The sequence below is a fragment of the Mangrovactinospora gilvigrisea genome, from assembly GCF_001879105.1.
Lineage (GTDB): Bacteria > Actinomycetota > Actinomycetes > Streptomycetales > Streptomycetaceae > Mangrovactinospora > Mangrovactinospora gilvigrisea.
On the sequence record NZ_MLCF01000005.1, the window covers coordinates 1 to 18,553 of the forward strand.

Annotated in this window: 12 protein-coding genes, 1 pseudogene and 1 CRISPR repeat array; of the genes and pseudogenes, 5 read left to right on the top strand and 8 right to left on the bottom strand. The window is 73.3% G+C overall.

The features are described 5' to 3' along the window. Window positions 1–56 precede the first annotated feature (56 nt). Window positions 57–1,400, bottom strand: coding sequence for an acetyl-CoA C-acetyltransferase (locus tag BIV57_RS01990; RefSeq protein ID WP_071654861.1), 1,344 nt, complete (start codon window positions 1,398–1,400; stop codon window positions 57–59). 80 nt (window positions 1,401–1,480) lie between these two features. On the opposite strand from BIV57_RS01990, the gene BIV57_RS01995 reads away from it, so the two are divergent. After that, window positions 1,481–2,857 carry a 3-oxoacyl-ACP reductase gene (locus tag BIV57_RS01995; RefSeq protein ID WP_071654846.1) on the top strand — a complete coding sequence of 459 codons (1,377 nt, stop codon included), beginning with the start codon at window positions 1,481–1,483 and terminating at the stop codon, window positions 2,855–2,857. 2 nt (window positions 2,858–2,859) lie between these two features. Continuing rightward, window positions 2,860–3,780 carry a MaoC/PaaZ C-terminal domain-containing protein gene (locus tag BIV57_RS02000; RefSeq protein ID WP_245797383.1) on the top strand — a complete coding sequence of 307 codons (921 nt, stop codon included), beginning with the start codon at window positions 2,860–2,862 and terminating at the stop codon, window positions 3,778–3,780. Between the two features lie 88 nt (window positions 3,781–3,868). Here BIV57_RS02000 and BIV57_RS02005 read toward each other — a convergent pair whose 3' ends face one another. After that, window positions 3,869–4,501: a TetR/AcrR family transcriptional regulator gene (locus BIV57_RS02005; protein ID WP_245797384.1), complete on the bottom strand. Its 633-nt coding sequence runs from the start codon at window positions 4,499–4,501 to the stop codon at window positions 3,869–3,871. A 79-nt stretch (window positions 4,502–4,580) separates the two neighbouring features. Between BIV57_RS02005 and BIV57_RS02010 the strand changes: the two genes are divergently transcribed. The 3 genes and pseudogenes from BIV57_RS02010 to BIV57_RS02020 all read left to right on the top strand — a co-directional run. Further along, a complete protein-coding gene (locus tag BIV57_RS02010; protein WP_071654849.1) occupies window positions 4,581–5,048 on the top strand; it encodes an SCP2 sterol-binding domain-containing protein in 468 nt (155 codons plus the stop codon). A gap of 22 nt (window positions 5,049–5,070) precedes the next feature. Further along, complete coding sequence (locus BIV57_RS02015; RefSeq protein WP_071654850.1) at window positions 5,071–6,282, top strand: acyl-CoA dehydrogenase family protein; 1,212 nt, start codon at window positions 5,071–5,073, stop codon at window positions 6,280–6,282. Window positions 6,283–6,446: 164 nt separating this feature from the next. Continuing rightward, a pseudogene (locus tag BIV57_RS02020) lies at window positions 6,447–6,818 on the top strand (MFS transporter); the annotation flags it as partial. 43 nt (window positions 6,819–6,861) lie between these two features. Further along, window positions 6,862–13,319: direct repeats of the CRISPR family, unit length 29 nt; unit sequence GGGACCACCCCCGCGTCCGCGGGGAGCAC. Window positions 13,320–13,397: 78 nt separating this feature from the next. Here the strand turns inward: BIV57_RS02020 and cas2e are convergent. The 6 genes from cas2e to casB are packed head-to-tail and all read right to left on the bottom strand — an operon-like array spanning window position 13,398 to window position 18,485. Then, window positions 13,398–13,748, bottom strand: coding sequence for a type I-E CRISPR-associated endoribonuclease Cas2e (cas2e, locus tag BIV57_RS02025; protein ID WP_071654851.1), 351 nt, complete (start codon window positions 13,746–13,748; stop codon window positions 13,398–13,400). Further along, window positions 13,745–14,704 (bottom strand): type I-E CRISPR-associated endonuclease Cas1e, encoded by a 960-nt coding sequence (cas1e, locus tag BIV57_RS02030; protein ID WP_245797385.1) that lies wholly within the window; start codon window positions 14,702–14,704, stop codon window positions 13,745–13,747. Before cas1e ends, cas2e begins: the two co-directional genes overlap by 4 nt. After that, complete coding sequence (cas6e, locus tag BIV57_RS02035; RefSeq protein WP_071654853.1) at window positions 14,701–15,546, bottom strand: type I-E CRISPR-associated protein Cas6/Cse3/CasE; 846 nt, start codon at window positions 15,544–15,546, stop codon at window positions 14,701–14,703. The genes cas1e and cas6e overlap by 4 nt, the downstream gene beginning before the upstream one ends. 9 nt (window positions 15,547–15,555) lie before the next feature. Then, a complete protein-coding gene (cas5e, locus tag BIV57_RS02040) occupies window positions 15,556–16,353 on the bottom strand; it encodes a type I-E CRISPR-associated protein Cas5/CasD (protein ID WP_071654854.1) in 798 nt (265 codons plus the stop codon). After that, the gene (gene cas7e, locus BIV57_RS02045; protein ID WP_071654855.1) at window positions 16,350–17,546 is read right to left on the bottom strand and encodes a type I-E CRISPR-associated protein Cas7/Cse4/CasC; all 1,197 of its coding nucleotides are present in this window, start codon (window positions 17,544–17,546) and stop codon (window positions 16,350–16,352) included. Before cas7e ends, cas5e begins: the two co-directional genes overlap by 4 nt. Before the next feature lie 60 nt (window positions 17,547–17,606). Beyond that, window positions 17,607–18,485: a type I-E CRISPR-associated protein Cse2/CasB gene (gene casB / locus BIV57_RS02050; RefSeq protein ID WP_071654856.1), complete on the bottom strand. Its 879-nt coding sequence runs from the start codon at window positions 18,483–18,485 to the stop codon at window positions 17,607–17,609. Between the last annotated feature and the right edge of the window lie 68 nt (window positions 18,486–18,553).

Below are 18,553 nucleotides of genomic sequence, written 5' to 3' on the forward strand. Positions count from 1 at the left end.
GAGGGGAGGGGAGCAGGGGGAGCAGGGTTCAGGGAGCAGAGTTCAGGGGGGAGGGTTCAGGAGGGCCGGGATTCGAGGAGGACGGCGATGCCGAGGCCTCCGGCGGCGCAGAGGGAGATGAGGCCGCGGGCGGTGGTGCCGCGCTCGCGGGCGCGCTCGGCGAGGAGGGTGGCGAGCAGGGCGAGGATGCGGGCGCCGGTGGCGGCGAAGGGGTGGCCGGTGGCGAGGGAGGAGCCGGCGGTGTTGATGCGGTCCCGGTCGAGGACGAGCGGCTCGTCGAGGCCGAGCCGCTCGCGGCAGAACTCGGCGCTCTCCCAGGCCTTGAGGGTGGCCAGCACCTGGGAGGCGAACGCCTCGTGGATCTCGACGAGGTCGAGGTCGTCGGGCTTCAGGCCGTGCGCGGCCAGCAGCCGGGGGACGGCGAAGACGGGGGCGGTGAGCAGTCCGTCCGCGCCGGAGAGGTGGTCGACGGCGGCGGTGCGGCAGTCCACCAGGTGGGCGAGGACGGGGAGTCCGCGCTCGCGGGCCCAGTCGTCGGAGGCGAGCAGCACGGTGGCGGCGCCGTCGCTGAGCGGGGTGGAGTTGCCGGCGGTCATGCTGGCGTGCTCGGCGTCCGGGCCTCGGGTGCCGAAGACGGGCTTGAGGCGGGCGAGCTTGTCGGGGGAGGTGTCGGGGCGGAGGATCTGGTCGCGGGCGAGGCCGAGGTAGGGGGTGAGGAGGTTCTCGAAGCGGCCGTCGTCGTAGGCGGCGGCGAGGTTGCGGTGGCTGCGGGCGGCCCATGCGTCCTGCTCCTCGCGGCCGATGTCCCACTGGCGGGCCGTCAGGGCGGCGTGCTCGCCCATCGAGAGGCCGGTGCGGGGCTCGGCGTTGCGGGGGATTTCCGGTATCAGGTGCCCGGGGCGGAGGCGCGCGAGCAGCGCGGCGCGTCCCGCGGTCGACTTCGTCCGGCGGGCCTCCAGCAGCAGGCGGCGCAGGCGGTCGTTGACGCCGAGCGGGGCGTCGCTGACGGTGTCGGTGCCGCCGGCGACGGCGGAGTCGATCTGCCCGAGCGCGATCTTGTTGGCGGCGAGGACGGCGGCCTCCAGGCCGGTGGCGCAGGCCTGTTGGAGGTCGAAGGCGGGGGTGGTGCGGTCCAGGCGGCTGCCGAGTACGGTCTCCCGGGCGAGGTTCCAGTCGCGGGCGTGCTTGAGGACGGCGCCGGCGGCGAACTCGCCCAGCACGGCGCCCTCCAGGCCGAAGCGGTCGACGAGTCCGTCCAGGGCGGCGCCGAGCATGTCGGCGTTGCCGGCCCGCGCATAGGCGCCGTCCGCCTTGGCGAACGGGATGCGGTTGCCGCCGAGGATCGCGGCTCGGCGGGGCGGGGCGGCGGCGGGGACGGCGTCTTCGGCTGCGGCGGGCATCGGGACCTCCGAGTGGGTGGTGATGTCCATTCAAGCAACTTACTATGCAGTAGACTTACTCAACGGTAAGGAGATTGTCCATGGCTGCACCCTCCTTCCTCTCCCGCTCCCTGACGCGGGCGTTCGGGCTTCCGGATCCGGTTGCGCTGCGACGCTACCGTCCCGGTGAGCCCCTCGTGAACGGTCCGGTAGTGATGGGCGGACCGACGGCACCCGGGGCCCGGCTCGGCGCGGCGGCCGCCAAGGCGGTCGAGTCGCTCGGGGCCGAACTCCTGGGCGATTTCGGGGCGCTGCCCGAGGAGCGGCGGTTCGGCGCGGTGCTCTGCGACGCCACCGGCCTCGCCTCCTCCGCCGATCTGGACGTCCTCTACGACCAGTTGCACCCCGTGGTGCGGCGGTTGGCGGGCTGCGGACGGGTGGTGGTGCTGGGCGACACGGTGGATTCCGCTCCCACCGCGGCCGCCGCGGTGGCGCGCCGCGCGCTGGAGGGATTCACCCGCTCCCTGGGCAAGGAACTGACCCGTGGGTCGACCTGTCAGCTGGTCCTGGTCGGAGCGGAGGAGCCCGGCGCCGGGCCGGGGCTGGAGTCGGTGCTGCGCTTCCTGCTGAGCGGGCGCTCCGCCTATGTCACCGGCCAGGTGCTGCGGGTCGACGCCCCCTCGGGGCCGGCCGGGGTGCAGGCCGAGGCGCCGGCCGACTGGGCGCTGCCGCTGGACGGCCGCACCGCCGTCGTCACCGGCGCGGCCCGCGGCATCGGCGAGGCGATCGCCGAGACGCTGGCCCGCGACGGCGCCACCGTCGTCTGCGTGGACGTCCCCGGCCAGGCCGAGGCGCTGGCCGCGGTCGCCGCCCGGGTGCGCGGCGCCGCGCTGCCCGCCGATGTCACCGCGGAGGGTGCGGGGGAGCGGGTCGCCGCCTGGCTCCGCGAGCACCACGGCGGGGCGGACATCCTCGTCAACAACGCGGGCATCACCCGCGACCGCACCCTGGGCCGGATGGGCCGCGCCGAATGGGACGCCGTGCTGGGCGTCAACCTGCGCGGCGCCGAGGCGCTGACGCTCGCCCTCACCGACGACGCCGCCGAGGGCGGGCCCGCGCTGCGCGACGGCGGGGCGGTGGTCTGCGTCTCCTCCGTCGGCGGGATCGCCGGCAACCGGGGGCAGACCAACTACGCCGCGTCCAAGGCCGGGTTGATCGGCCTGGTCGGGGCGCTCGCCCCGCGGCTGGCCGGGCGCGGCGCCCGGATCAACGCGGTGGCGCCGGGCTTCATCGAGACGCGGATGACGGCCGCGATGCCGCTCTTCGTCCGCGAGGCCGGCCGCCGGATGAACAGCCTGGGCCAGGGCGGCCGTCCGATCGACGTCGCCGAGGCGGTCGCCTGGCTCGCCGCCCCCTCCACGGCCGGTGTCACCGGTCAGACGCTGCGCGTCTGCGGCCAGCAGTTCCTGGGGGCCTGACGATGCCGATGCACAGCCGCACCGCCGGCACCACCCCCGGGCGCGCTCCCGACCGCACCCCCAGCCTCGCGGCCTCCTATGCGCGCGCCCTCGCCGGCGCCGCGCGCCGCGGGCGCCCGTCCGCCCTCCCCGAGCGCACCGCCACCGCGGGCCGGGTCTCCGTCGACCGCGACGCGCTCGCCGCCTACGCCTCGCTCGTCGGCGAGCCGGTCGGCGACGCGCTGCCGCCGCTCTATCCGCACCTGCTCGGCTTCCCGCTGTCCATGGGCCTGATGACGGCCCGTGACTTCCCCTTTCCGCTGCTCGGGCTCGTCCACATCGAGAACCGCGCCGAGCGGCGCCGCCCGCTGGACGCCGCCGAGGGCTTCGAGGTGCGGGTGCGGACGGAGAACCTCCGCCCGCACCGGCGCGGCACGGCGTTCGACGTCGTCACCGAGGTCCACGCGGTGCGCGCGGACGGGCCGGTGTGGTGGGAGGCGTCCACCTATCTGCACCGCCACGCCACCGACGCCGAACCCCGCGCGGACGGCCGGCCGGAGCCCGGGGAGGCAGCCGAGCCGCAGGAGGAGCGCGCCGGGCCCGGGGAGCTGCCCGCCACCGCGGTGCTGCGCGTCCCCGCCGACATCGGGCGCCGCTACGCCGCCGTCTCCGGCGACCGCAACCCCATCCACCTGTCGCGGGCCTCGGCCCGGGTCTTCGGCTTCCCCCGCGCGATCGCCCACGGCATGTGGACGGCGGCCCGCTGCCTCGCCGCCCTCCCGGGTCCGCTCCCGCCGGCGTTCACCACCACGGCGTCCTTCCGCCGCCCGGTGCGGCTCCCCGCGACAGCCGCGCTCCACGTCCAACGCGACGGCGAGCGCACGCGGTTCGCGCTCGGCGCCCATCTCCACGGCACCGTCGAGCCGCGTCCGGGACGGGGGTGAGGCGCGCAGGCTCCGCCCCCCGCGAGCCCCGTCCCCGTGAGCCCCCCGCAAGCCCCGCCCGTCCGCAAGCCCTGCCCCGCCGGCGCGGCTACGGCTCGTAGCGCTCGCCCTGCGCGCGCCGCTCCAGCCCCACCCACATCAGGTCCATCACCCGGCGGGCGCTCCGCTCGGGCGGCTCGTCGGGATACCCCAGCGCCCACTCCGAGAGCGCGTCGGCCGCCCCGACGAGCGCATGGGCGACGGCCTCCGGCTCGCCGCCGCGGACCCGGCCGCCGCCCGACGCCCGCACCAGGTCGGCGACGTTGTCGATGATGACGCGGCGGGCGCGGGACACCTCCCGGGCGATCGACTCGCCCTGCGCCCGCGCCTGCTGGTAGAGGACGACCCAGCTGTCGCGGTGCTCCGCGACGAAGACGAAGAACGCCCGCAGGCCCTCCCACAGTTGCCGGTCCGCGCTGGACTCGACCGAGACCGCTGTGGCGATGGCCTCGGTCAGGCGGTCGGCCTCGCGCCGGATGCACGCCGCGAACAGCTCCTCCTTGGAGCCGAGGTAGAAGTACAGCATCGGCTTGGAGACGCCGGCCTGCTCGGCGATCTCGTCCATGGCCGCCGCGTGGTAGCCGCGCCTGGAGAAGACGGCGACCGCCGCGTCCAACATCTGCTGTTCGCGGACCGCGCGCGGCAGACGCTTCGGTCCGGCAGTACCGGTTCGTGTAGCCACCTTGCCAACCCTATCGTTCGGTCAATAACCTTACCGCTCGGTAGACTTACCAAGCGGTAAGAAAGGTTGTGCGATTGCGATGACTGTAGAGTACGGCGATCTCGCAGGGCTGGACTTCGCGGCCGTCTCCCCCGAGGAGTTCGCACGCATCGTCAAGTCGGCGCCCGGCAGGCAGATCAAGGAGTTCATGCGCGGTCCGGACCGCGCCCGCGTCCTCGACGAGGTCTTCGGGCGCTTCGAGACCCGCTTCCGGCCGACCGCCGCCGACGGCGTCAAGGCCCTGGTGCGGTGGCGCGTCACCGGCGCGGACGGCGCCGAACCGGACGTCTACGAGACCGACATCGCCGGGGGCGCCTGCACCCTCGCCAAGGGCGCCACCGACCGGCGGCCCCGCCTCACCCTCACCCTCGCCGAGACCGAGTTCCTCAAGCTGGTCTCCGGCAACGCCAGCGGGCCGGTGCTCTTCATGACCCGCAAGCTCAAGGTCGAGGGCGACATCGGCCTCGCCGCCGGGCTCACCAAGTACTTCGACATCCCCAAGGCCTGAGAAGGCGGGAGGACGGACCGACATGGCCTTCAACCTCGACCTCTCCGAGGAGCAGACCGACCTCCGCGACTGGGTGCACGGCTTCGCCGCCGACGTGGTGCGCCCGGCCGGCCACGAGTGGGACGAGCGCGAGGAGACGCCCTGGCCCATCATCAAGGAGGCCGCCAAGATCGGCCTCTACGGCTTCGAGTCGCTCGCCGAGCTCTGGGCCGACCCGACCGGCCTCTCCCTCCCGCTCGTCAACGAGGAGCTGTTCTGGGGCGATCCGGGCATCGCCATGTCGATCCTGGGCACCACGCTCGGCGTCGCCGGGATCTTCTCCGCCGGCACCATGGACCAGCTCGCCGAGTGGGTGCCGCAGTGCTACGGCGACGCCGACGACCCCCAGGTGGCCGCGTTCTGCGTCTCCGAGCCGGACGCCGGCTCGGACGTCGCCGCGATGCGCACCCGCGCCCGCTACGACGAGGCCAAGGACGAGTGGGTGATCAGCGGCCAGAAGGCGTGGATCACCAACGGCGGCATCGCCAACATCCATGTCGTCGTCGCCTCGGTCGACCCGGGGCTGGGCGCCCGCGGCCAGGCGGCGTTCATCGTCCCGCCGAACACCGCGGGGCTGGAATCCGCCCGCAAGATCAAGAAGTTGGGGCTGCGCGCCTCGCACACCGCCGACGTCTTCCTCGACGAGGTCCGCGTCCCCGGCGGCTGCCTGCTCGGCGGCAAGGAGAAGCTCGACGAGCGGCTGGCGCGCGCGAAGGAGGGCGGCAGGGCGAAGGGCCAGGCGGCGATGGCCACCTTCGAGGTGAGCCGCCCGACCGTCGGCTCGCAGGCGCTCGGCATCGCCCGCGCCGCCTACGAGTACGCCCTCGACTACGCCAAGCAGCGCACCGCGTTCGGGCGCCCCATCATCGAGAACCAGTCGATCGCCTTCGCCCTCGCCGACATGCGCACCGACATCGACTGCGCCCGGCTGCTGATCTGGCGCGCCGCCTGGATGGGCCGCAACGAGCGGGCGTTCACCGCGGCCGAGGGCTCGATGTCCAAGCTCAAGGCCGGCGAGGTGGCGGTGGCCGCCACCGAGAAGGCCGTCCAGATCCTCGGCGGCGCCGGCTACAGCCGCGAGCACCCGGTGGAGCGGTGGTACCGGGACAGCAAGATCTACACGATCTTCGAGGGCACCAGCGAGATCCAGCGACTCGTCATCTCCCGCGCCATCAGCGGAATGCAGATCCGCTGAGGTCAGAGGCAGAATCGCGAGCCTGAGTTCCGCTTGCGTCGAGCGGATCTCGGGCGCCTCGCGAACCGCAGAGGCGGAAACGGTAGAAAACCGGTAGATCAACTTGCCGTTCGCCGTCTGTGCCGTGCCGCGTCTACTGGTGCGCTCGTGGACCCTGGCGGTACATGAGCTTCCAGTTCATGATGACGCTGTATCTGCAGGACGTGCTGCACCGGTCGCCCCTGCCGGTGGCGATGGCCCTCCTCCCCGCCGGCGTCCTGGTGATGGTCGCCTCGCCGATCACCGGCAAGCTGATCGACCGGTTCGGGACGGCTCTGCTGATCTTCTCGGTGATGGCCTCACTCGGCCTCGGCTATGTCTGGCTCCTGGTCAGTTCCGGCACTTCGCCCGACTGCTGGTCCGCGGTCATCCCGACGATGAACCTGCTGGGCGGTGACTTCGCCTTCGGGTCCAGCTCGATCATGTCGCAGGCCACCGAGGGCATCGACGACAGCAATCAGGGGCTGGTTTCCGGGCTGGTGCAGACCTCTGGCCGCGCAGGGAGCACGGCCACTTCAAGGACCCGAACGTCGACCTGGCGGGACCACCCCCGCGTCCGCGGGGAGCACAACGGGTCCTCCTGCGTGCGATGCTGACGGCTGGGACCACCCCCGCGTCCGCGGGGAGCACCTGGCCTCCTACAAGAAGGGCAACCGGATCGTCGGACCACCCCCGCGTCCGCGGGGAGCACGGGTCGTCGGCCCACCCGAGCCTGCGGGAGGCGGGACCCCCCCCGCGTCCGCGGGGAGCACGATCGCCACGACGCCGTCGAACGCCAGCAGTAGGGGCCACCCCCGCGTCCGCGGGGAGCACCCGCGCTGGGGACCGGCCAGATCCCGCGTCAGGGGACCACCCCCGCGTCCGCGGGGAGCACAGCAGGAAGCCGATCGCGTACGAGATGACCGCGGGACCACCCCCGCGTCCGCGGGGAGCACCGCATCCGTCTCCACCAGGCTTAATGCTCGGCGGGACCACCCCCGCGTCTGCGGGGAGCACAGCAGGGATCCCGTCGCGGTCGTCGTCTCGGTGGGACCACCCCCGCGTCCGCGGGGAGCACGGGAGCGCGCCGGGCACGAACCCTGCGCTCGCGGGACCACCCCCGCGTCCGCGGGGAGCACCGGGCGCTCAGATAGCGCAGAGCCAGGTCGACGGGACCACCCCCGCGTCCGCGGGGAGCACCGCCACATCTCGATCGAGGCCCTTTCCGCGAGGGGACCACCCCCGCGTCCGCGGGGAGCACTCCGGGCGCCGCCGGCGGCGCGCTGGCGACGTGGGACCACCCCCGCGTCCGCGGGGGGAGCACCCCGGCGAGGACCGGGAGTTCGGAAGCGGGCTGGGACCACCCCCGCGTCCGCGGGGAGCACTCTGGTTCCCCAACCATCCGTGCTGAGTCCCGGGGACCACCCCCGCGTCCGCGGGGAGCACCACCGCCTTCGCCTCGGCGCGGGCCTGACGGCGGGACCACCCCCGCGTCCGCGGGGAGCACGTGATCATCCGCGCCGCCCACCTCGACGGCCTGGGACCACCCCCGCGTCCGCGGGGAGCACCCCATGGGCCGACGGACCGTCAGGCGGCGACGGGCTCCGGGGGACCACCCCCGCGTCCGCGGGGAGCACTGCAGGTCAGACGGGGTGTCAGAAAGGGGGCGGGGACCACCCCCGCGTCCGCGGGGAGCACAGATGGCCATCGCGATCAGCCGACCGGGGACAGGGACCACCCCCGCGTCCGCGGGGAGCACATGCGGGACGAGGCCCAGGGCCTGCACCGCGAGGGACCACCCCCGCGTCCGCGGGGAGCACATGCGGGACGAGGCCCAGGGCCTGCACCGCGAGGGACCACCCCCGCGTCCGCGGGGAGCACGAGGTCGGCCCGGACGGGCGGCAGGCCGGCGAGGGACCACCCCCGCGTCCGCGGGGAGCACCGGCTCATCGTGACTCCTCGGCGTTCGTCGCTGGGACCACCCTCGCGTCCGCGGGGAGCACCTGGGCATCCGTCTCGCGCCGGGCCAGCGCGCGGGACCACCCCCGCGTCCGCGGGGAGCACACTCTGGAGACGAACGCTTACAACGGCCGCTCGGGACCACCCCCGCGTCCGCGGGGAGCACGTCGTCACCAACACCACCCCGCAGCGCGTCCTGGGACCACCCCCGCGTCCGCGGGGAGCACAGCCGCAGCCTCCTCAGCAGCAGCCGATCGTCAGGACCACCCCCGCGTCCGCGGGGAGCACTTGAGCGGCCCGGAGTGTTCGCTGTGCTTCCGGGGACCACCCCCGCGTCCGCGGGGAGCACGTCCGGCTTCGAGCAGCGGGCTCCGTCCAGCGGGGACCACCCCCGCGTCCGCGGGGAGCACGTCCGGCTTCGAGCAGCGGGCTCCGTCCAGCGGGGACCACCCCCGCGTCCGCGGGGAGCACGCTTGCGGAAATCATGCTTCCCGGCGCGCCGGGGGACCACCCCCGCGTCCGCGGGGAGCACAGTCGTTCGGCAAGTTTGTCGGCGCGCGCCTGGGGACCACCCCCGCGTCCGCGGGGAGCACCGAACCACGTCGTGCCGGTGATCTCTTGGGAGGGGACCACCCCCGCGTCCGCGGGGAGCACTTGGCCCTGGAACACGGCCCGCTGGACGAGGCGGGACCACCCCCGCGTCCGCGGGGAGCACGGCGCCAGGTGCTGGCGCATCCAGGCGTCCAGGGGACCACCCCCGCGTCCGCGGGGAGCACTTGGCCCTGGAACACGGCCCGCTGGACGAGGCGGGACCACCCCCGCGTCCGCGGGGAGCACGGCGCCCGGTGCTGGCGCATCCAGGCGTCCAGGGGACCACCCCCGCGTCCGCGGGGAGCACGCCGCCACCGCCGGCTCGGTGTTCAACGGGCCGGGACCACCCCCGCGTCCGCGGGGAGCACCTGCTGGTGCAGCGCGGACGCACCGACGAGGCGGGACCACCCCCGCGTCCGCGGGGAGCACGGGGCCTCCCGCACCGTGCGCTTCCCGTGCTGGGGACCACCCCCGCGTCCGCGGGGAGCACGCGGACGCCCAGACCCTCTGGTACCCCGCGCCGGGACCACCCCCGCGTCCGCGGGGAGCACGTGACAGCATCGACGGTGGTCGCCAGATCGGCGGGACCACCCCCGCGTCCGCGGGGAGCACCGCGGCGGCGTGGGCTATGCCGCCGCCGCCCTGGGACCACCCCCGCGTCCGCGGGGAGCACAACGCCGTTCAGGGGCGCCGCCCCGCGACGCAGGGACCACCCCCGCGTCCGCGGGGAGCACGCGTCCCCCAGCTGCTGGTAGCTGGCGCCGGCGGGACCACCCCCGCGTCCGCGGGGAGCACCAGCTGCGGGCGGTGCTGTGGATGCTGGAGCAGGGACCACCCCCGCGTCCGCGGGGAGCACTGGTCGGCTGATCGGGCATCAGTCGTCTCCTCGGGACCACCCCCGCGTCCGCGGGGAGCACGGAGCCGGGGGCCGGCCACCAGTGGGAGGCCGGGGACCACCCCCGCGTCCGCGGGGAGCACACCGCCCACAGGGTCGGTGTCTGCACGGCGTAGGGACCACCCCCGCGTCCGCGGGGAGCACAGGCGCAGCGGTCGGCGAAGGAAGCGGCGGAGGGGACCACCCCCGCGTCCGCGGGGAGCACGCATGCCGTCACGTCCCGGCCGGCGCCAACAGGGGACCACCCCCGCGTCCGCGGGGAGCACAGTCAGGCGGGCTTGCGCAGGGCGGTCATCGCGGGACCACCCCCGCGTCCGCGGGGAGCACAACGGCGTCCGCGTGGACGCCTGGCCGAGCCAGGGACCACCCCCGCGTCCGCGGGGAGCACCGTCCCTCGGCGCGGGAGTACTCCGAGAAGACGGGACCACCCCCGCGTCCGCTGGGAGCACCCGGTCTCCATCCACGTCAGGAAGGGTGAGCCGGGACCACCCCCGCGTCCGCGGGGAGCACAGGACGCCGTACCCGGCCGCCTCCATCGCGGCGGGACCACCCCCGCGTCCGCGGGGAGCACCGCATTTCTCAGGACGGCGCTGGACAAGGGCGGGGACCACCCCCGCGTCCGCGGGGAGCACATTGCTGCGGGAGTTTCACCGAATTCGCGGCGGGGACCACCCCCGCGTCCGCGGGGAGCACCGGCAGGGGACGGGCTCGGGGAGCGCCACGGCGGGACCACCCCCGCGTCCGCGGGGAGCACCGACGATGCCAACAAACAGGTGGCGTTTGTCTGGGACCACCCCCGCGTCCGCGGGGAGCACGGGTGCGGTGCGGGAGGCGGCCAGCACGGCGAGGGACCACCCCCGCGTCCGCGGGGAGCACCTGTAGCCGGACAGCACGGCCAACCGGCGGACGGGACCACCCCCGCGTCCGCGGGGAGCACGTCACGGTGACGTGGTGGACCAACCCCGAGACGGGACCACCCCCGCGTCCGCGGGGAGCACAGCCGTCAGAAGCCGCGTCCCAGCGCGGCGGCGGGACCACCCCCGCGTCCGCGGGGAGCACTTCGCCAACCAGAAGGGCGGCGTGGGCAAAACGGGACCACCCCCGCGTCCGCGGGGAGCACCCCATCCCGCCGTCCCCCAGCTCAGAGACGCCGGGACCACCCCCGCGTCCGCGGGGAGCACGAGCAGCCCGAAGCGCACCTCGCCGTCCAGCAGGGACCACCCCCGCGTCCGCGGGGAGCACAGTTCGCGAGCCTCTAGGACTGAGCCCTTACCGGGACCACCCCCGCGTCCGCGGGGAGCACTGCACCACGAGCGCGAATGCGGCCACCACCGCAGGACCACCCCCGCGTCCGCGGGGAGCACTGCGGCAGCACCCGCTTCTACAACCTCCGGAAGGGACCACCCCCGCGTCCGCGGGGAGCACGATGGTGCGGAGCCTGCTGCCCCGACGGAAGGGGGACCACCCCCGCGTCCGCGGGGAGCACCAGCCCGCCCCCGCGCCGTTGGCGCCGGGCTGGGGACCACCCCCGCGTCCGCGGGGAGCACTGTACATTACAACTGGGGAGCACCGGAACGGAGGGACCACCCCCGCGTCCGCGGGGAGCACGCCCCGGGCACCCCGGTGATCAGCATGTTGGGGGGACCACCCCCGCGTCCGCGGGGAGCACCGCGGTCCTCCCAGCCGTCGGTGAGGGCGTCGAGGACCACCCCCGCGTCCGCGGGGAGCACTTCGCCCGTGCCTTCGTCAACGCCCAGGCGTGGGGACCACCCCCGCGTCCGCGGGGAGCACGTCGTCCTCGACAAGGGCCGCGACCACGTCGAGGGACCACCCCCGCGTCCGCGGGGAGCACCAGGCAGACCGTCGGGGCCCACTTCATGGGCCGGGACCACCCCCGCGTCCGCGGGGAGCACGCCGACCCCGAGGTGCCCGACGCCTTCAAGAGGGGACCACCCCCGCGTCCGCGGGGAGCACATCGGCTCCTGGTCCGGGAGGAACGCCCGCGTGGGACCACCCCCGCGTCCGCGGGGAGCACAAGACCGGCCGGGTGAACGCCAGCCCGTCCGTGGGACCACCCCCGCGTCCGCGGGGAGCACCCGCTGACGTCGGACCAGGTCCGATTGGTGCAGGAGGCCAGGACCACCCCCGCGTCCGCGGGGAGCACATGCCGATGACGGTGACGGCGACGACTGCCATGGGACCACCCCCGCGTCCGCGGGGAGCACGGAGTGGGACATGCGGTGCTCCTTCAGCAGGAGGGACCACCCCCGCGTCCGCGGGGAGCACTTGATGGTCCACCCCGAGCTGCCGCCGACGTAGGGACCACCCCCGCGTCCGCGGGGAGCACCTGCGGGCGACGATGAAGGCCGTGATGCGCCGGGGACCACCCCCGCGTCCGCGGGGAGCACTCCCGCTCCTGCGCCTGTCGCCGAGCCGCCTCGGGACCACCCCCGCGTCCGCGGGGAGCACCTGGCATGAGGTCACGCGGTGGGGGCGCGGCGGGGACCACCCCCGCGTCCGCGGGGAGCACGGGCTTGGAGGCGGCGCCGGGTGGCGGTGAGGTGGACCACCCCCGCGTCCGCGGGGAGCACCCTCCCAGGATCACTAACTCTTCGCCATAACCGGGACCACCCCCGCGTCCGCGGGGAGCACATCAGTACTCCGATTCGCCCATGGATACTGACGGGACCACCCCCGCGTCCGCGGGGAGCACGAATCCGTAATTGCTGCTGGGGCTCGCCGGGTGGGACCACCCCCGCGTCCGCGGGGAGCACGCGTTGATGTCGTCCGGGCTGGGCCGACGGATGGGACCACCCCCGCGTCCGCGGGGAGCACAGCAAGCAGTGCATGACGGAGGCCCCGGCCCTGGGACCACCCCCGCGTCCGCGGGGAGCACTTGCAGTCCGGGGGACGCCGGTACACCGCTGGCTTCGGAGGGACCACCCCCGCGTCCGCGGGGAGCACGCGAGCCACGTGAGCCAATACCAGGACCAGCCGGGACCACCCCCGCGTCCGCGGGGAGCACGCCCTCTGAGCTGGGAAGAGTGATGAAGTGGTGGGACCACCCCCGCGTCCGCGGGGAGCACGCCCTCCCGGAGGTAGTCCAGGGCCTTGGCCAGGGACCACCCCCGCGTCCGCGGGGAGCACGTCTTGGACTCCTCCAGCGCATGCGAGGAGAGGGGACCACCCCCGCGTCCGCGGGGAGCACGTCTGTCGCCAGGGACTCACCACCTGACAGGTGGGACCACCCCCGCGTCCGCGGGGAGCACGGCGGCCGTCAACGTCCTCGCATTTCGGGCATGGGACCACCCCCGCGTCCGCGGGGAGCACTCCACCACGATCGGGGAGTTGGGGGTCTCCTGGGGACCACCCCCGCGTCCGCGGGGAGCACAACAGTCCCTACACGCTGGGGGGGACGACGCTGGGACCACCCCCGCGTCCGCGGGGAGCACTCCCCTGTACAGAATGCAAGACCATTAGTGAGGGGACCACCCCCGCGTCCGCGGGGAGCACGAACCATTTGCGCCCCACGAAGTGCCCCAGGAGGGACCACCCCCGCGTCCGCGGGGAGCACTCTGGATGACCAGCAACAACGCCAAAGACCATCGTGCTTCTGCGCGAGTAACGCAGTATCTGGCAATTGGGGCATACGTCACCGATTGCCGAAGCGTCGGCGCTTTGACGTCTTGCTCCAGCCCTTTGGGGGCGACGACGTCGAAGATATGCGGGTCGAGTTCGGGCGGTGGATGAGCGTCAGGCCCTCGTGGTCGACAGGGTGCCAAGAGTGCTCGTGGGTCTCGAAGGTGAAGCCCTGTTCGTTGTCGGTGCTGTAGGCGAGGAGCGCTCTGCCCTGGCCGGAGTACTGCTTGACCTCCTCCCACAGGATCGCGCGGATCCTCGCTGACGGTGCGCCCAGGAAGACGCCAGGGGAGATCTCCAAGAGCCAGCGCGTGAGCAGGCCCCGAAGGCCCGTCGGGCAGAGGGTCAGGACGATGACGGTCACCAGATCACCGTCGCCTCGTCCGCGTAGTTGACACCGGCAGCCAGCTCCGCGTCACCGTCGGATTGGAGGGCGACGCGGTCGGCCTCGTCGTCTGGCGAGCGCTCCGGCGCGTACGGGCCGAGGAGGCTCTGGATGTCGGTGACGCAGCGGTCCAGCAGCTTGCGCTTGTTGATGACGTCGCGCAGCGCGCGTCGCGTCCTTGGCCCGACGTCGATCTCGTCCTCGGCCGCCACCTCGAACGCGACGGGGATGGCGATCTCCGTCTTGTACAAGTCGGCGATGTCCAGGACGAAGGACTGGATGTGCCCGGAGTGGACGAAACCGAGGCCGGGCGCACATCCGAGCGCGGCGGTGACGGCCTGGGCGACGCCGTACATGCATTGGGCGGCCGCCGTCACAGCCTGGTTGGGGGCGTCGCTGGAGGCGAAATCGCCAGGGGTGTAGCGCCGACCGCGCCAGGCCACGCCCGTGCGGGTGGCCTCCTTCGCGTAGCACTCGCGCACGCGCTGGCCCTCGCAGCCCAGCAGTTCACGTCGCATCAGGCCCGAGGGGTCCTCGTCGGGGAACCGCAGCCGGTACATCTCGCGGGCGACCGCGATGCGGGAGCGGCGGTTGGCCCAGGCCGCGGCCTGGGCCTCGATCAGACGGGAGGAGCGGGTGAGCGCGTTGCCGGTGGCGTAGAACCGGACCCCGTTCTCACCCACCCACACCACGTTGGCTCCGCACTCGCCGAGGACGGCCATGGCCTGATGGGTGACGCGGGTGCCGGGCCCGAGCAGCAGGGTGCCGATGGTGGCCGAGGGGATGTGCCGGGTGCCCTCGGTGTCCTCCGCTGTCAGCGCGTTCGCATCGCGGTGGATGGTGCACCGCTCCAGATAGACGAACGACAGGCGATCCGCGATCCGGGCCAGCTGGCGGGGGGTGGAGGTCGGACGGGCGGCGGGCCTGCTGGTCAAGACTTCACCGGGGCCGGGGCGAGGGTCATCAGGCCGCATCCGTACGCCTTGGCCTTGCCCAGGCCGTGGGTGAGGGTTCGGTGGAAAGCGGTGAGGTCGGTGATGCGCAGCAGTCCGTCGAAGGTGGCTCGTGCGAATTGGACGTCGGGCCGGGACCGGGCGGTCGCCTTGGCGGGCGCGCTGCCCGGCCGTCTGCCGAATCGGACGGGCGTGCGGTCGTGCACGATGAGTTGATATTCCCAATCCCGTGGCTCATCGTCCCCGATGGCCGCTGTTGCGGCCGGGCTTTTCGCTTCGGTTGCCGAACCGCCGGCCTTGGTCGGCGGCCTCCCCTCATACGATGCGGGCGGGCCGGTCGGAGAGCCGAGCTCCCGGGGCAGGATCGTGAATCCGCCGCGCTCCTGCTGCTTGAGGAGCCATCCGACTTGGTGGCGGACGGTGACGTGCGCTGCCCTCTTGGTCGGCGCGCCGACGGGATCCTCGTCGCGGCGGATGTGGTGTACCGGGTTGGCCGTGAGGCGGAAGGCCCAGACGTCATTGTTGGCGAGGGAGTCGAGGAACTCGCCGTAGGCGAACGTCGTCCAGCCTTGTTGCCCGAGGCTCGGCCAGCCTGCCTGCTCGGCGAGGTGCGTCAAGTCGGGTCGCTGCGGGCTGGAGATGAGGAGGTCCGTGCGCCCGCCGGGGGCGGCATCGAGTCGCCACAGTACGCGGGGGCCGGTGCCGTCCCTGGTCGGAAGGTCCGGGAACGCCATGTTGACGGCGCCGTGCAGGCGTTGCGGCGAGCTGAGGAGCCGCCGGGCCTCGTTTCGGCCTGTGTTGATGCGGAAGCGGGTCAGGTACATCGTCGGTTCCTAGTTGGCGTCCGTGGTGCGGATGGCGGTGCCGGCGGCGGGGTCGGTTGCGGCGTCGGGGCCGGCCGTGGGCATCGGGCGAAGATGCCCGGTGGGGTCGTGATCCGCTGGCGCGCTCACGTGGCCGATCCGTACGCCGCGCATCGCGTACTTGCGGTGGTTCGGGTCGAAGGTGAGAGGCAGGTCCCGCAGGGAGTAGTCGGGGAGTTCACCGGTCGGGCAGTCGAGCAGCAGGTCCAGGTCGTCCGGACCGGTGTGGACACCAGGGGTGTCGTCGCGCGCCGCCGTTCGCTTCACCTGCCTGACGTACCACTGCGACGCCTGCCAGGGGGCGTTTCGAAGAGCAGCCTCCAAGGGCGCTTCGGTAAGGGGCTGGACCAGGTCGGGCAGCAGCGGCAGAGAGGGAGGGCAGGAACGCCTCCCCAGGTAGGGAAGGAAGCGAGGCGTGCGGACGGCGTCGTGCAGGCGCCTGATGACGTCGCTCCCGCCCTCGACGCCCGCGAGGAAGACCGCGTCGGCAAGGTAGTAGCGGTCCGACAGCGGCATGACGCGGCCGGTGTCGGTGTTCTCTGCCTTGTGGAAGTCCTTGATGCGTGAACCGGGCTGATCGATGCGGACTCCGAAGCGCAGGGCGGTCAGGTCGGACAGATCGGAGCCTCGCGGACGCCCCTCCGCTGCGGCCAGCAGCCCCAGGATCCCACTTTTCGTGGGGGCGTTCTCCGTGGTGCGCTGGACGAATCGTGACGAGGAACCCCATGCCTGCAGCGGCCCGGCCAGGCGAAGCAGCAGAACCGTCATCCGTCGGACTCCAGGCGCTCCGCGACCGCGCTCCCGACCTGCTCCACGAGGCCCGAGAGTGTGACCTCGGTTCCCAGCCCGGCAAGGTCGCTCGTCTCGTCGCCGATCCGGAACACCCAGGTGAGGGGCCCTTCGACCTCGTACTGCCTCTCCAGGTTCCGGATGTACGGGGCGAGCCGCCGGCAGCTCTCCCGAAGGAAGCCGCCCTGCGCGGTCTTCGGCACCGGCTCCTCGAAGGCGCCGACGAAGCTCAGCGGCCAGCGATCCCGGACCTTCACGATCACGACGGAGGGGAGGGTGTTGTTGGCGAAGGTGTTGATCTTCCCGGTCGGCAGAGAGGTGATGAACGCCTCCAGGAAGGCGGACACGGCCTTGCCGGACGGCATGTTCGGCGGTTCACCGTCCTTGAGTCCGGCACCCAGGTTGCGTTGCAGCTCGTCCGCATCGATGGCCGCGTATCGGTACAGCGTCGCGGAGTTGAAGTCGATGCTGCCGATCATTCCGGCGCCGGTCTCGGAGTCCTTGCTGAGATCGTCGACGGCCGTGTAGTAGTCCGACTCGATGTCGGAGCGGTGAACACTGAGCGCGTGGGCGACCTGCGTGGCCGAGTCCACGTTCAGGTCGGCGGAGTCGGCGACCATCCTTCCGAAGAGCGCGATGTCGATGGAGTGCCGGGTGTCGACCGCGGCGCGTGCCTGGGCCTTTTGCTCCTTGTCCTTCAGGGCCTTCTTCAGGGTGGCGACGTCTCCGCCGCTGCTCGCGGTGAGGGCCAGCTCGGCCAGCGCGTCGAGCTGGCGCCGGCTGAGGAACATCAGGTACTTCGCCTCGGCGACAGCCGTCGCGTCGTCGTCGCCCTTCGCCTTGCGCTTCGGTACCTCGAACGATGACCCGGTGGCGGTCTTGAGCGTCTCCTCCGCCAGTTGCGCGGCGGCGGTCTCGGTGACGGAGGTGTTGTGGGCGGTGATGCGTTCGGCGAGTGCCTCCACCACCTTCTTCGTCCGCACACCCAACTCCTCGGGTGGGAGCAGTTCCATGAACCGGGCCCTGGTGGCGCGCTTCCACGCCTGACTGGAGACCCGGGAGCGGCGCACACCGCCGTAGATGGCGGACTTCGGGGTTCCGGTGTCGTCCCGGTTCATGTTGCTGGGCGGCACGTTCTGGAGGATGTGGATGTCGATGATCGTGCGGGTCATGGGTGTCCGTTTCGGGTCTCGACAAGCTGGAGTGGAGTCGATGCGTCGTGGCTGCGTCCCTCAGGTATCTGCGTCCCGGTCTTCGACGCGAGGTGCGTCGCCTGCTGCGTCAACCTGGGTGTTGGTGTCGGTGGCGCTGCCCGTGCCCCAGCGGCGGCGGTGGTAGTCCCGCCCCCACTCGCGGCGGACGGTGTCCCGCTGGTTCTCGTCCTGCCACCGAAGCAGTTGGTTTGCGAGCCGTACGTAGTCCAACGGGATGCGGGATGCGCGGAGCAACAGGACCAGGTCGCGGAGCCGGGTCGCCAGGACCTCGGTGTCCGATGCGCCGCCCACCCGTACGAAGCGCCGGCGCACGGTTTCGCCGGCGCCCTCGTCGTGATCGCCCTGCGGGCGGCCCGCACCCGGGCGCTCCGCATTCCCGCTGTCCTCCGGCGCGAGCGCGTCCCGGGTGCCGGTGCCGCCCTGTGCGAGCCGCCGCACGGCGCGGCCGAGCGGCCATCCCGGCTGGTGCATGGCCTCGTCCCGCAGGGATTGCTGGTGCAGGGCCCAGAGGGTGACGGCGAGGTGCACGGCGGTGTCCTCGCGCTGCTCGTACGTCTCCCGGCCGCGCCAGCCCGCGGACGTGAGGTCGGCCGGGCCGGCAGCCCCTGACCGCCGGGCGTCCTGTTCGGCCAGCGCCGCCTCCTCGCGCAGATCTGCCAACATCTCCAAATGGGCCAGGCCCCAGGCGGTCGGCGAGACGTGTGCGTCGCGCCCTGCCTCGCGGCGAAGCCGCGCCACGATGGCCACGGCCCAGGGGGCGTCCTGCTGGTAGCCGCCCTGAAGGGGCGGGACGACGAGCGCAACGGCCCTGCCCGGCAGCAGACCCGTCCCATCGGCGCGTGACCGGGGGTCGGGAGTGTCGCTCTGAGGGGAAGTCGCCGGTGTTGAGGTGGTCATGAAATCTGCTCCTGACGACGGAGACGACGGAGACGATGCCGAATGCCGGCCCGAAGTCGGAGCGGCAT